Annotated in this window: 6 protein-coding genes; 4 read left to right on the top strand and 2 right to left on the bottom strand. The window is 72.4% G+C overall.

Annotated elements, in window-relative coordinates; translation table 11 throughout:
* On the bottom strand, positions 1–1,228 hold a 1,228-nt coding region (locus tag AB0A74_RS21115; protein WP_358251724.1), incomplete at its 3' end, for an MFS transporter.
* A 65-nt stretch (positions 1,229–1,293) separates the two neighbouring features.
* Here AB0A74_RS21115 and AB0A74_RS21110 point away from each other — a divergent pair.
* Both AB0A74_RS21110 and AB0A74_RS21105 read left to right on the top strand, forming a co-directional pair.
* Complete coding sequence (locus tag AB0A74_RS21110; protein ID WP_358251722.1) at positions 1,294–2,004, top strand: TetR/AcrR family transcriptional regulator; 711 nt, start codon at positions 1,294–1,296, stop codon at positions 2,002–2,004.
* A 177-nt stretch (positions 2,005–2,181) separates the two neighbouring features.
* Entirely contained in the window at positions 2,182–12,675 is a 10,494-nt protein-coding gene (locus tag AB0A74_RS21105; protein WP_358251720.1) for a calcium-binding protein, read from the top strand.
* A 226-nt stretch (positions 12,676–12,901) separates the two neighbouring features.
* Here the strand turns inward: AB0A74_RS21105 and AB0A74_RS21100 are convergent, their stop codons facing one another.
* Positions 12,902–13,165 carry a hypothetical protein gene (locus tag AB0A74_RS21100; protein WP_358251719.1) on the bottom strand — a complete coding sequence of 88 codons (264 nt, stop codon included), beginning with the start codon at positions 13,163–13,165 and terminating at the stop codon, positions 12,902–12,904.
* A gap of 155 nt (positions 13,166–13,320) precedes the next feature.
* On the opposite strand from AB0A74_RS21100, the gene AB0A74_RS21095 reads away from it, so the two are divergent.
* On the top strand, positions 13,321–14,520 hold the full coding sequence (locus tag AB0A74_RS21095) for a glycoside hydrolase family 3 N-terminal domain-containing protein (RefSeq protein ID WP_358251717.1): 1,200 nt from the start codon (positions 13,321–13,323) through the stop codon (positions 14,518–14,520).
* A 52-nt stretch (positions 14,521–14,572) separates the two neighbouring features.
* Positions 14,573–14,968: a sigma factor-like helix-turn-helix DNA-binding protein gene (locus AB0A74_RS21090; protein WP_358251715.1), complete on the top strand. Its 396-nt coding sequence runs from the start codon at positions 14,573–14,575 to the stop codon at positions 14,966–14,968.
* The last annotated feature ends 82 nt before the right edge of the window (positions 14,969–15,050 follow it).

Below are 15,050 nucleotides of genomic sequence, written 5' to 3'. Positions count from 1 at the left end.
GCTCGGCGGCCCCCGACTCGGCGGTCCCCGGCTCGGCCGGCGCGGGCTCGGCGGGTGCGGTCTTCTCCTTCCCCGGCGGGGGTGGCGGGATGTCGGCCACGCCCAGGCGGCGGACCGCTCGCGGCACCACCACGGCACCGGCCAGGATCATCGCCGCCGCCACCAGGCAGGCCACCGCCCAGTTCGCCCCGTCGTACAGCGCCCCCGCCGCCAGGCTGCCGATCAGCCCGCCGACCAGGCACGCCGACTCGTACACCCCCATCCCGCGCCCGACCCGCCCGCCGGACGCCTCCGCGATCACCGCCTGCTGCACCGGCAGCACGGCCGCCCACGCCAGCCCGCTCAACACCCACAACCCGGCCACCACGTACGGGTTCGGCGCCCACACCAACCCCACCGCGAACGCGCAACTGGCCAGCGACGCCGTCATCAGCACCCGCGACCGCCCGAACCGCACGACGTACCCGTGCAGGTGCTCGGCCGCCAGGCTCATCGCGATCGCACCCGGCAGGAACACGTACGCCACCTGCACGACCTCCAGCCCGAACCCGCGCTGCAGGTGCAACAGCAACAACAACCCGACCGCCGACTCCGCCGCCATGGTCATCACCACCGCGAACAGCATCGGCCGCAGCTTGCGCCCCACCGCGCCGAGCCCGCCGGCCTCCGCCACCACGCCCCGCCCGCGCGGCAGGCCCGCCAGCAACCCCGCCGCCACCGCGCACGCCGCCGCGCACAGCCAGAACAGCCCGCCGAACCCGATCACGCCCAGCAACGCCAACCCGGCCACGAACGCGACCCACGACCCGGTCTCCTGCGCGGTCACCAAGCGCGGGAACACCGCGGAGTCCGCCGCCAGCCGCTCGCTCACGATCGCCCGCACGGCCACCCACAACAACGCCCCGCCGGCACCACCGACCGCCGCCGCCGCGTAAGCGACCGCCGCGCTGCCCGCCACCGCGTACCCCGCACACGACACCGCGTACAGCAAGGCGCCCGACGCGGCCACGCAACGCCGCTCGTACCGGTCCGCCAGCACCCCCGCCACCGGCCGCACGACCATCGACAGCGCCATCTCGACGGCCATCAGCACGCCGACCTCGAACGGGCCCAGCCCGATCGCCGCGCCCGCCCACAGCGGCAGCACGAAGTCGATCAGCTCGGTCGGTCCGTTGGTCAGCGTGGCCGCCCACAGCGTCCACCGCTCCCTTCGCGGCGCAACCCCCATCAGAACCCCCAGGTGAAACTCCGAACAGCGTTCGATCCACTCCGAACGGTATACTGGGTTTCGCCATGAACGCCAACCGCGCCCTCGAACTGCTGTGGCTCGACGGCCGCCGCCCGGCGCGCGGTCCGCAGCGGGGCCTCACGCTGGAGCGGGTCGTGCGGGCCGCGATCGAGGTGGTCGAGGCGGACGGCCTGGCCGCGCTGTCGATGCGCCGGGTCGCGCAGCACCTGGGCGTCGGCACGGCGTCGCTCTACACCTACGTGCCGGGCAAGACCGAGCTGGAAGCGCTGATGCTGGACGCGATCGGCGCGGACGACCCGCTGCCGCACGAACGCCCCGGCGACTGGCGGGCCAAGCTGGAGGGCTGGGCGCGCGCGGACTGGGTCGAGTTCCGCGCCCACCCGTGGGTGCTGCACCTGGCCAACCAGGCGCCCGCGCCCGGCCCGAACCTGCTGCGCTGGATCGACTCCGCGCTGCGCGTGTTCGACGCGACGGGCCTGTCCGAGGCGGAGAAGATGGCCGCGGTCGAGTCGGTCGACGCCTACGTGCGCGGCCTGGCCCGCCAACACCTCGACCAGCCCGAACCCGATCCCGAGCAGGACCGGCTGCTCGCCGAGCTGGTCGACTTCACCCGCTACCCGCACCTGCTGCGCGCCCTGCGGGCCGGCGTGCGGCCGTGGTCGGGCGACCAGTTCGAGTTCGGGCTCCAGCGCCTGCTCGACGGCATCGAGGCGTTGATCGACACCCGCTCTGCGCCGTCCGATGAGGACCGGTAGCCCGATCGGGTGAAAGCGGCGAGCGACATCTCGGCGACGTAACACAGGTCACAGCACGGTCGACTCCCCCGTTGTGCGGCGCGACCGCTCCTGCGCGGTGGTGCCGGGAAGTCCAGTCACACCCGTTCCGGCGCATGGCATCGGGGGCCATCCGCCGTCGACAAAGGCGGTCTGGCCATGCGGTCGTACCCTGCTCGTCGCCGTTTCGCGCGCACGTCCCGGCGGATCACCGCCGCCCTCACGAGCTTCGCGCTGGCCGTGCTGGGACTGGTGGTCACCACGACCCCGGCCCGCGCCGCCCAGGACGCGGACGTCGCCGCGATCGCCGCCGGCCTGAAGCAGTTCGCCGACTTCAGCAGAGCCCTCGGCTCGGTCGGCGAACTCGGCAAGGCCGTGCCGCTGCTCGGGGTCAGCCCCGGCGGCGCGCTGGGCTTCCAGGACCTGGTCGCCAAGACGATCCACGAGCCGCTGAAGGACAAGGAGCACTTCGGCGACCTCGCCGGCAGCTACCCGCTGGGCGGGGACCGCCCCGGCACGCTGACCGTCGCGACCAGCCAGAACGGTTCCGTGCAACGGGTTGACGTCACCCTGCACGTGACGAAGGTGGCCGACCAGCAACCGGTCGGCGTCGCCAGTTCCAGCCCACCGCTGACGTTCACGACCTCCGGCGCGGTGGACGTGACGTTCACGCTCGACGCCACCCTGCACTTCGCCTACGACTCGGCGCGCGACTGGTTCTACGTGGTCAAGGACGACGCCTCGCCGAAGTTGTCGGTGGGCGTCAAGGGCGAGCTGGACGCGTCCGCGAGCCCGACCGCCGGGTTCGGCATCCTCGGCGTGGACCTGGACAAGGCGAACTCCCACCTGACCGTCGAGGCGACCATCACCGCCACGGCCGACGACCCCGACGGGGACGGCAGGCTCGCCACCGACCCGCCCGGCGTCGGCCCCGGCACCGCCGAGCTGGCCGCGTCCGGCGCGGCGGCGGGCCTGTTCCACATCGGACTCGGCTCACCGGCGGGCAAGGTGGACGCCGCGCTCCAGTTCACCGCCCAACCGCTGGCCGGCACGTCGGTCGCCGGCGTCACGGGCAAGGTCGAGGTGAAGTGGCCGGACATCGCCACCGGCTCCCCGGTCGTCACCGTCGGCGCGTCCGACCTCGCCCAGCTCACCCGGTTCACCACGCTCAGCCCGCGCGACCTGCTGGAGGGCCTGAGCCACCTGGTCAGCTCGATCGAGGCGATCCAGCGCGCCCAGTGGGGCGAGCAGGCCAAGCCCACCGGCAACGTGAACCTGCCGTTCATGCGCGGCACGCTGGCCGACGCCGTGGCCGCGGGGTCGGTGCTCAAGGAGTTCGTGGACGCCAACGTCTTCAACCCCGACAAGGGCGACGACCCCGCCAAGGCCGGGCTGCCGAAGTTCAGCTCGATCCAGGAGATGTTCGCCAAGCTGAACACCGGCCCCATCGCGGTGTCCGGTGTGGACTTCAACGACACCACCAAGAAGCTGGCCTTCACGCTCACCATGACCCGCAACGCGCCCAACGACGGCGCGAAGCTGGACGTGGTCGCGGAACTGACCTCCGGCCAGGGCGCGAACGTCGGCTACGAGCCCACCAAGCTCTTCCACACCGGGAAGACCAAGCCGTGGCCCACGGACCACTTCAAGGGCCGCATCGTGTCCGCCGGCACCTCGCAGGGCGTGGTGAAGAACAACACCGGTGACATGATCGAGCTGGAGGAGCCGTGGAGCGGCGGCACGCCCGCGCCCGGCGCCCCCTACAAGGTCAACTCGCCCGACCCCATGACCGGCCAGGTCACCTTCGGCGACACCTTCTCCGCCAAGGGCCTGCGCGACGCCAACGCGCTCAACGCCACCGCGACCGTCAAGCCGGGTTTCGTCGCCACCGCCACCCTGGTGCTGGACCTGCGCGACCCGATCACCGGCGACGCGTGCAAGCCGCTGGACCCGGACGCCGCCGCCACCGGCTGCCCGTTCGCGGACAAGAACCCCGACGGCACCACGACCCTGGTCACCAGCCTGCCGCGCACGCCCGACCGGTTCCTGCTGCGCACCGGCGGCGACCTGATCAAGGCCGACGCGCCCGTGGACACCAAGGTGGACGTCAACGGCAGCGTCGGCTACCTGAAGGTGCACCTGTCCGGCGACCTGTCGATGTCCAAGAAGGACGGTTCGGCGAACATGCTGACCGTCGGCCTGAAGAAGGTCGGCGACGCGGACGGCGACCTCCCGCTGTCGCAGGTGTTCCCGAGGCTCGTGGACGACCTGGCCACCCCGGCCAAGGAGCCGGAGAACCTCCTCACGGTCGCGGTCGGCGCGAAGGCCGCCGCGACGGTGAAGCTCGACGTCCCGGGCATCACCGACTTCTTCGGCGGCCCGGTCGAGGTCGGCGTGTCGATGCCCGACCTCACCAACCCGTCGGACGTGCAGTTCACCGGGCTGGACAAGCTGGACAAGGCCAAGGCGTTCGACTTCGACCCGGACAACCCGCGCGCGATGTTCGGCCAGTTGATCAAGGCCTTGCAGGTGCTCAACACGTCCTTGCGGGCCGTGAACGGCCAAGGTTCGGTGCAGACCGCGCTCACCACGCCGCTGCCGGTGGTCGGCAAGTCGCTGAGCGACCTGCTCGGCACCGCCGACTCCGGTTCCGGCGCGGACGTCGAGTACGGCAACACCACGTTCGAGGGCAAGAACGTCGGCTACATCAAGGACCCGGGTCGCGCGTTCGGCGACGACCACGAGAAGCGGGCCGTGCTGGTGGGCACCCAGGTCGCGGTCGTGGCCGTGGCCGACCCGGTCGGCAAGCAGGTGTTCCTGACCGAGCCGTGGCCGCAGGTGCCGCCCAAGGGCACCTCCTACACCTTCCGCAGCCCGCTGGAGGACGCGGTCGACAAGCTCACCGCCGCGCCGCCGGACTACCTCCAGGACCTGGTGGCCGTGCTCAACGACGCGCTGCCCGACGGCAGCGGGGTCTCCTTCGCCTTCAAGGAAGTGGACAACAAGCCGTCGATCGTGCTCAACGTGGACCTCAAGCGCGCCGTGGCGACCGAGCAGCCGGTGCGGTTCGCCTTCGACGACGACAAGGGCGTGGCCCGCTCGCTGATCTCCGCCGAGGGCGAGGCGACGGCGAACCTGGCGCTGACCGGGTCCACCAAGGTCGGGTTCGTGCTGCCGCTGGCCAAGGACGGCACGCCGGACGACGCGACCGAGCTGAAGGTGCTGCCGACGTCCACCGTGGACCTGACCGTGCACGGCGGGATCACCGGCGTGGTCAAGTCGTCCATCGGTCCGCTGTCGATCGCGCTGGGCAACCCCGGCGGGTCGGAGAAGGCCGTGGCGAACGCGCACTACAACGCGCACCTGGGTTACGGCCCCGGCGGCACCGCGCCGGTCCCGCTGGCCGACTTCGTCAAGAACGTGTCGCTGAGCCTCAACGGCGACAACCAGCCGGTCACCTGCCCCGGCGACCCGGTAGCGGGCACCGACCTCGCGCTGTGCGCGGTCATGCCGGTGTTCGTCAGCTCCGACAACCAGAACTGGACGAAGCTGTCCGACCCGGGCGACTCCTTCATCCTCCGCCTCCCGCGCGAGGTGGACGACCTGGCGCAGGCGTTCTCGCCCGGCCCCGACCTGCCCGGCGGCGTCAAGCGGGTCGTCGTGCCGGAGAACCTCCACGAGAAGATCGCCGCCGCCCTGCTGGACTTCTCGCAGTTCGGCGACGGCATCGAGAAGTACCTCGCGATGATCGAACGCGCGCTGCGCACGGCCGCGTTCGACGGCAAGCTCCCGCTGGTCGGCGACGACCTCCAACAGGGCGCGGACAGGTTCGGCCAGTTGCGGGCCAAGATCGAGCAGGCGATGGCCCAGATGCCCGGCGGCGGGCGGGTGAACAACACCGGCGAGCTGACCGACTGGGTCAACAACCACCTCAAGCCCGCGGTGGGCAGCGCGGTCACGGTCGGCTTCACCTGCGAGGCCGTGCTGCAACCCGTGACCAACCCGACGGCGACCGCCGAGGGCGCCAAGGGCACGACCGAGTACGAGTACGGGATCGTCGCCTCGGCGCAGGGCAAGGACGCGCCGCCCGCGTCGGCCACGGTCTCCGACGGCAACGCCACCCTCGGCGGTGACAACAAGAACCAGCTCGGCTGGACCAAGTCGGCCTACGCCACCAGCTACAAGATCGTCCGCAAGGACCCGCAGAACGGCCAGTGGAAGCTCGTCGCGGAAGGCCTGGCCGCGGACGCGGTGGCCTACACCGACACCACCGGCGCGCTCGGCGCCGACTACCAGGACTCCGACGCCAACCCGAAGCTGGCGGACTGCCCGGACGCGGCGGTGTTGGCGGACATCACCGGCGCCACGTTCACCTTCGACCTCTGCGACGGCAAGGTGGACCCGAGCGACAACTGCGCCACGAACGAGCTGAGCCTGACCCGCCCGCTGGACCTGGGCATCCCGGGCCTGTCGCTGCGCGAGGCGGCGGACCCCGCCAAGCGCACCGGCGTCACCGCGGGCCTGTCCTACCGGCTGCACGTCAAGGTCGGCGTGGACAAGAGCTCCGGGTTCTTCGTGGCCACGCAGGACATCGACCGCCCGGAGCTGGGCCTCAAGCTCGGCTTCACGCTGCCCGCCGACATGAAGGCGCAGCTGGCCTTCCTGGAGGTCGGGCTCAAGCAGCGGCCGGGCGAGGCGACCGACCTGTTCTCCGGCAAGTTCTACGTGGACCTGCACAAGAAGGGCCAGGACGCCTGCTTCGAGAACTGCGCGATCGACACCGACGCCCGCATCACGCTGGCCGACCTGGCCGACGTGCCGCAGGTGGCGGACGTGTCGCTGGCCGCCAAGGTCGGCATCGACTGGGACTTCGACGTCACCGCGGGACCGCTGCCGGGCATCTCCGGCTGGTTCCACCTGGCGTGGGAGTGGAAGCTCGGCCAGAAGCCCGGCGAGGGCGCGCCGCAGATCGAGTTCCGGGACGTCAAGCTCAACGCCGGCCAGTTCCTCGGCTCGGTGCTCAAACCGATCGTGGAGAAGGTGGCGCTGTTCACCAAGCCGGTGCAGCCCATCCTGGACCAGCTCTACGCGCCGATACCGGTGCTGTCGGACCTCTCGCGCGCGGTCGGCGGCGGTGACGTCAACCTGGTCACCATCGCCAAGGCGTTCAGCACCATAGCGGGCGGCCCGGACCTGGAGTTCGTGGACAAGATCCTGCGCACGCTGCAGCTGGTCAGCCAGATCACCAACGACGGCGGCGCGATCACGGTGGGCACCTTCACCGTCCTGGGCAAGGAGGCCCTGGAGACGGAGAACTCGCCCGACACCGCCGCGAAGCTCATCGGCACCGCCAACCCCCTCCACCCCGACCTGCGCGCCAAGGTGGACGAGGAGAACGGCGGCGGCCTGGTCGGCGCGAACGGCAAGGGCAACTCCGCCGGGTTCACCTTCCCGATCCTGGAGAAGCCGGCCGAGCTGTTCGGCCTGCTGATGGGCCAGGACGTGGACCTGGTCAAGTTCGACTCCGGCGCCCTGCGGCTGGCGTTCTCCTACAGCCAGTCCTTCGGCCCGGTGTACGCGCCGCCGCCGGTGCTGGTCAGCATCTCCGGCAGCGCGTCGGTCGAGGCCCGGTTCCGCGCCGGCTTCGACACCTACGGCATCCGCAAGGCGATCGAGGACAAGCAGGTCGCCGACATCCTGGACTCCATCTACCTGGAGACCACGGACGACGCGGGCAAGCCGCTGCCGGTGGTGACCTTCCGCGGCGAGCTGGCCGCGGGCGCGGCGGTGAGCGTCGTGCTGATCGAGGTCGGCATCAAGGGCGGTGTGGCGCTGACGATCAACCTGAGCTGGGCGGACCCGAACAACGACGGCAAGTTCCGGTTCTTCGAGTTCACCAAGGTCGCGCTGAACAACCCGATGTGCCTGTTCAACATGGACGGCAGGCTGAGCCTGTTCCTGAAGGTCTACATCACGATCGGGTTCTCGCCGTTCAGCGTGTCGTTCGACTTCACCCTGGCCGACATCACCCTGCTCGACTTCTCGGTGAAACCGAACTGCGAGCCACCACCACCGACGTTGGCGCACTCCGACGGCACCACGCTCGTGCTGCACGTCGGCGACGCCCACACCGGCGCCCGCGGCGACTCGGCGTGGACCGCGCGGGACAACGAGGAGAAGTGGACCGTCACCCAGCTGGTGAACTCCGACGGCGGTTTCGAGGGCTTCGCGGTCAGCGCGCTCGGGTTCCGCGAGGAGCACCGGGACAAGAACCTGACGAAGGTCTACGCCGACGCCACCAACGACAAGGGCAAGCGCGTGTTCGTCTTCCAGGGCGACGGCGACAAGAGCGGCGCGGGTGAGGACAAGGCGGCCGAGGCCAAGCCGTTCGACAAGGCGGTCGAGGTGACCGGCGGCAAGGCCGACGACTCGATCAAGACCGGTATCGGCCCGTCCACGGTCGACGGCGGTCCGGGCAACGACCAGATCACCACCGGCGACCTGCACGCCGCGTTCGGCGGCAAGGGCACGGCGACCGTGCACGGCGGCGAGGGCGACGACTCGATCACCGTCGGTGGCGCGGGCGACACCGTGACCGGCGGCGCGGGCAAGGACCGGATCGCGGCCGGCCTGGGCGCGAACACGCTCGACGGCGGCGACGGCGACGACACCATCGGCATCGCCTCCGACAGCCCGCTGGCCGACACGAACCCGGGCAAGGCCGAGTACGTGGCGCAGAAGAACACCCTCGTCGGCGGCCACGGCAGCGACAAGATCTCCGGCGGTTCGGGTCCGGACTCGATCTACACCAGCTTCCGCATCGGCGACCCGGCCGACGAGACCGGGGTGGACGAGCCGGGCTGGCCGGACAAGACCACGGTCAACGGCGAGATCGTGGACGCCACCAACACCGTGGACACCGGCACGGGCAACGACACCGTGTACGGCAGCCAGGGCGTGGACATGGTCACCGGGCGCTCCAAGCCCGACCAGGTGGACGACGTCCGCGGCGGCGGCAACAACGACGTGCTGACCGGCGGGTTCGGCAAGGACAAGGTGTTCGGCGGTCCGGGTGACGACTACGTGGTCGCCGAACCGTCCGACGTGGGCGGCGTGACCGGATCCGGCGACTTCGGCCCGCTGCGCACGGTCGGCCACCGGCCGTTGCCCGCCACCGTCTCCCCGTCCTCGAAGCTGCTGGTCGGCGGCTACGGCAACGACCACGTCATCGGCGGCGACGGCGGCGCGGAGGTCTACGGCGACCGCTACGCCAACCCGTGCGCCCCGCCCGGCGACCCGGCGTCCAAGCCGCCGGCCGAACCGCTGGACGCGGCGGACGGGCGCGACCTGATCACCGGCGGCGCCGGGGTCGAGGTGGTCGCGGCCGGCGGCGCGGCGGACAGCGCGGACCTGCGGTCCAACGCCGACCTGGCGTGCGGGCAGCTCGGTGACGACGTGGTCGGCGGCGGCAACGACGGCGACACCCTGTACGGCGGCGGCGGGCTGGACCTGGTGTACGGCGACGCCGGCAAGGACCACGTCTACGGCAACGACGACAACGACACCCTCTACGGCGGCACGCAGGACGACGTGGTCGAGGGCAACAACGGCTCCGACACCGCGTTCGGCGGCGCGGACACCGACGTCGTGGTCGGCGGCACCCGCAAGGCCGGCGAGGCCGACCAGGGCGACACCCTGTACGGCGACGCGGGCACGGACCTGGTCATCGGCGACAACGGCGACGGCCCGGCGGCGTCCGGCGGACCGTTCGACCTCGACGGCGTGAACGCGGCGGCCGGCGGTCCGGACTTCGTGTTCGGCGGCGACGCCGACGACCGGGCGTTCGGCGGCCTGGCGCACGACGAGGTCAACGGCGGCGCGCAGGACGACTACCTGGAGGGCAACAACGCCGACGACGTCGTGCACGGCGACGGCGGCGAGGACCGGGTGGTCGGCGGCTCGGCCGAAGTGGCGTCCACCGTGGACGGGCACCAGGTCGGTCGGCCGGACGCCGGGGACGCGCTGTTCGGCGACTCCGGTCCGGACGTGGTGGCCGGCGACAACGCGGTCCTCACGCTGGGCGACGCCTCGCCGATCGCCCAGGGTCGCGGGTTCGGCAAGCAGCACCGGATCACGCTGCTGGACCTCGGCTACTCCCCCACCGCGGGCACGTCCGGCGACGACGTGATCAGCGGCGGCGGCGAGGCGGACGTGATCACCGCGCAGGGCGGCGCGGACGTGGTCACCGGCGACGACGCCGACGACTACGCCGAGGGCGGTCCGGGCGGCGACACGCTGTCCGGCAACGAGGGCCAGGACGACCTGGTGGGCGGCTCGTCCACCGAGGAGGCCGCGGGCGTCGGGCAACCCGACGTCGGCGACGCCGTCCACGGCGACAACGGCCAGGACGTCGCGATCGGTGACAACGGTTCGCTGCTGCGCACCGGCCCGCCGTCGCGGTTGACGCAGGAACGCGGCATGACCCCGCGCGGGATCGTGCTGCTGGACCTGGGCCTGACCCCGCACGCCGACTCGTCCGGCGCGGACGAGGTGTGGGGCGACGACGCCAACGACGTGCTGCTCGGCCAGGGCGGTCCCGACCGCCTGAAGGGCAACGCGGCCGACGACTACGTCGAGGGCGACCAGGGCGTCGACTTCATCGAGGGCGACGACGGCGACGACGACCTCGTGGGCGGTAGCAGCACGCCGCTGACCGGGTCCTCGGGGCAGACCGACGCCGCGGACGCCCTGTTCGGCGGCAACGGCGACGACGTCGGCATCGGCGACAACGGCGTGGTCAACCGGCCCGCCGCGGGCGAGACCCCGACCCGGGCGACGCGGCGGCTGGCCACCACCGGCGGCAACCCGATCACCGGGCGCGTCGTGGTGAAGTACGACCTCGCGCCGGCGCCCCCGGCCGACCGGTTCGGCGACGACCGGGTGTCCGGCGGGTCGGGCGTGGACGTGCTGTGGGGCCAGGACGGCGGCGACTTCGTCTCCGGCGGCGGCCAGGCCGACTACCTGGAGGGCAACGGCGGCGCGGACGTGCTGCGCGGCGACCTCGGGCTGGCCGAGCCCTCGTCGGAGACCACGGTCGTCCCGCTGGCCGACCCCGGTTGGCCCGGCACGCCTTCGGCCGACCTGGACGGCTCCGACCCGTCGCACGGCCAGGACGACATGATCGGCGGCAGCGCGGCGGCCGGGTTCCGCGACGGCGGCGACGCCTTCGAGGGCAACGGCGCGGACGACGTGCAATTGGGCGACAACGGCTCCCTGGTGCGCACGCTGGAGGGTCAGCCGGGGTCGATGAAGGAGAAGGTCTACACCGAGCGGTACGCGGCCGGCCTGGTGCCGGACAACGCGACCGTGTCCCGCACGCACGACCCGGACCTGCCCGGACCGGCCACCCGGTTCTGCACCACCGCGCAGGCCACGTGCGAACCCGTCGGCGCGTTCGGCAACGACACCATGTTCGGTGACGACGGCAACGACGGGATGTGGGGCCAGGACGGCGACGACACCATGACGGGGTCGAACGGCGACGACGACATGTACGGCGAGCTGGGCGGCGACACCATGTTCGGCAACGACGGCGAGGACGCCATGCTCGGCGACCGCGGCGGCGTGGTGAACGAGCGGCTCAACGCCGACGACGTGGCCGCGCGCGGCTTCACGGCGTCGCTGAACTCGGTGCCGCAGGAGTCCTACACCGGGTTCCGGTCGGGCGCCTACGACCGGCGGACCGACCTGTTGCACGACGTGGACGGCGACCAGTTCATCGGCGGTTCGACCTCCCCCGCCATGCCGCACGACGGCATCGCGGAGGGCGGCGACGACCGCATCCGGGGCGGTCTGGGCGCGGACAACATCCACGCCGGCTTCGGCGACGACCTGGCCAACGGCGACAGCGGCGGCGACCAGGTGTTCGGCGGCGACGGCGCGGACGTCCTGTGGGGCGGCAAGGGCTGCGACCCGACCGCGCCCACCCCGGACTGCCTGGTGAACGGCACGTTCAACCCGGACGCGCGGGGCACCGACGACCGGTACCTGGACCACGTGTTCGGCGGCGTCGGCGGCACGTCGGCGGCGTCCCAGGCCGGTGCGATCGGTTCGGACGTGATCGACTTCAACCCGCGCGGCACGTTCCCCGGCGGGTGCGCGGCCGGCCCGTGGCCGGAGTCGCTGGGCAGCGGTTTCGTCGACCCGTGCAGCTGGTTCGAGATGACGAACAAGACCAACGACACCGCCGACCCGGCGACCCTGGCGGACAACCAACACCACCAGGGCACGGACTGGCTCTACGGCGGCTGGGACCGCGACGTCCTGCAGGGCGACGTCGCCGGCAACGGCCCGAACCCGGGCGACCGCCTGATCGACTGGTCGGGCGCCTACAACCTCTACACCCACTGCAACGCGGCTTACGGCGGGTACAACGACATCCGCCAACGCAGCCCGGGGATGGAGACCTTCCTGCAGAAGCTGGCGTGGGGCACCGGTGCGGGCCGGTCGGCCTCGGACGCCACGACGGCGGGCACGTCCGCGTTCCGCGAACTGGCCCTGGTCTACCCGGCGGACAACAACGCCCACGGCACGGGCCAGGCCTACCCGACGACACCGGGCCACTTCGACGATCCGGTGTCCTGCACGGACTGACCCCCGACCACGAGGACTCGGCCGCCCCGCTCAGGTGGGGCGGCCGAGTCGCGTCCTCAGCCCCCGACGCGTTCCGCCACCACGAACTCCGTGTCGCACGCCGGGCAGGTCGCCCCGCCGAACAGGTGCAGCAACACGCGTGCCACTTGGGGCTTCCCGTGCGCGGTCGCGAGGTCGTGGGCTCGGCGTTTGTAGCCTTCCAAGCTCTCAGCCGAAGCGGGCCGCGTCATGGTGGAGTCGCCGCCCTCCTCGGTAGAAGTCCCGTCCGCCACGGAGATCCGCCGTCCGCGACGATCGCACCCGCCAGCACGACCGCCTGCGACGCGTACAACGGCTCGGGCCGCCCGGCCAGGTCCGCCAACCTCGGCAGTGCCGCATGACTGGCCGAGTAGGACGTGCCCTGGTGGCGCAGCGCCGACCACAGTTCGCTCCACCCGGCGTCGTCCGGTTCGGTGGCCAGTCGGTCGAGCAACGCGGGGATGTCCGTCATGCGGTGATCACATCAGAGACCCGGTGAGACACCCGACGGCACCGGGCCGTTCCCGCCGTCGTGGTGGTGTTGGGCGGGCCGGCGCCGGCACGGATCTCGCGCCCGCCCGCGCCGCGCGTGGGGCGGACGTCCGCGCGGTGACGTAGGTTGGACGGGTGCCGGACCAGTCGCCGAACGGGCGTCACGGCGGCCCCAAGGCCGTGACCAGGGCACTTCTGGTCTTCGTCGCCGTCGGGGCCGTCCTCGCCGCCCTCCTGACCAGCGTCGGCGCGGAGGACGTCGTGCCGGGCCGACCGCAAGCGGCGCCCGTGACCACCACCACAGCGGGCACCACCACAGCGGGCGCCACGACCACCACGCCGCCGCCCGACCCGTGCGCGGTGAGAGCGGCCTCGCTCACCCCGCGCCTGCGGCTGGCCCAACTGCTGATGGTGGGCGTGGACCCGCGCGGCAGCGAGGACGCGCTGAACCTGGTCCGGTCCGAGCAGGTCGGGGCGATCTTCATCGGCGGGGACGCCACCGGCCTGCTCACCGGCGGGCTGGACGTGGTCCGGTCCGCCGCCGCGCTGCCGCTCGTGGTCGCCGTGGACGACGAGGGCGGCCGGGTCCAGCGGGTGGAGATGCTGGACGGCGACATGCCCAGCGCGCGGCGCATGGCGCAGGCCATGTCCCCCGACCAGGTGCGGGCGCTGGCGCGGGACCGGTCGGCGGCGCTGCGCAACCGGGGCGTGACGATGGACCTCGCGCCCGTCCTCGACATCAGCGACCAGCCGGACAACACCGTCATCGGGGACCGGTCGTTCAGCCCCGACCCGGCCACCGCCGCCACCTACGCCCAGGCCTTCGCCGAGGGCCTGCGCGACGCGGGCACCACCCCGGTCCTCAAGCACTTCCCCGGCCACGGCAACACCAGCGGCGACTCCCACCAGGGCGCGGTCACCGCACCGCCGCTGGACGCGTTGCGCCGGGCCGACCTGCTGCCCTACCGCGACATCGCGCGCTACGGACCGGTCGTGGTGATGCTCGGCCACATCGACGTCCCCGGCCTGACCGGCGGCCTCCCGGCGACGTTGAGCCCCGAGGCCTACGCGTTGCTGCGCGGCGAGTACCGGTTCAGCGGTCCGGCGATGACCGACGACCTGGGCGCGATGCGCGCCGTCACCGACCGCGTCGACCTGCCCGAGGCCGTGCGGCAGGCGTTGGCGGCGGGTGCGGACATCGCGCTGTGGTCCACCGGCGGTCGCACCGGCCAGGTGCTGGACCACCTGGAGGCGTCCGTGGCGGCGGGCACCCTGCCGGCCGCGCGCGTGGACGAGGCCGTGAAGCGCGTGCTGGCCATGAAGGGCGCGTGCTGACTTTTTTCGGCACCCGGTGCAGCAAACGGGGTCGCTGTGCCGTTTCCGGGGTATGGAGTTCGCCCAGTACGTGACCAGCCAGTCGGTGCCGCTGCTGCGGTTCGCCACGGCCCTGACCGGCCGGTCCCGGCTCGCCGAGGACCTGGTGCGCGACGCGCTGTGCCGGGCCTACGTCCGGTGGGACCGGATCTCCGCCGCGCCGCACGCCCGCGTCCGCAGCCTGGTCGTGGCGGAGTACCTGTCGTGGCGACGGCTGTTCGCGACCCGGACCGGCCCGGACGTCGTGCGCCGCCTGGCGGTGCTGCCGCGCAAGCAGCGGGCGGCGGTGGTGCTGCGGTACTACGCCGGCCTGCCCGACGACGAGATCGCCGCGCACCTGGGCTGGCGGGAGTCCACCGTGAACGGCCGGATCGCACGGGCGCTGGCGGCCCTGCCCGCCGAGCGCTAGCCGGGGCCGAGCGGCCGCCCCGGCGAGGGATGGCTCGACGGCGGCCCAGTCCAACGCCGGCCCGGCTCCGCGGCCGGCCCGA

It is taken from the genome of Saccharothrix sp. NPDC042600 (assembly GCF_040647305.1).
Lineage (GTDB): Bacteria > Actinomycetota > Actinomycetes > Mycobacteriales > Pseudonocardiaceae > Actinosynnema > Actinosynnema mutabilis.
Note: the sequence above shows the minus strand (reverse complement) of the source record. Positions and strands in the feature narration are given on the sequence as shown.

Coding starts and splice junctions, on each gene's coding strand:
- AB0A74_RS21105 (WP_358251720.1), top strand. CDS start 2,182: ATGCGGTCGTACCCTGCTCGTCGCCGTTTCGCGCGCACGTCCCGGCGG.
- AB0A74_RS21100 (WP_358251719.1), bottom strand. CDS start 13,165: ATGACGGACATCCCCGCGTTGCTCGACCGACTGGCCACCGAACCGGAC.
- AB0A74_RS21110 (WP_358251722.1), top strand. CDS start 1,294: ATGAACGCCAACCGCGCCCTCGAACTGCTGTGGCTCGACGGCCGCCGC.
- AB0A74_RS21090 (WP_358251715.1), top strand. CDS start 14,573: ATGGAGTTCGCCCAGTACGTGACCAGCCAGTCGGTGCCGCTGCTGCGG.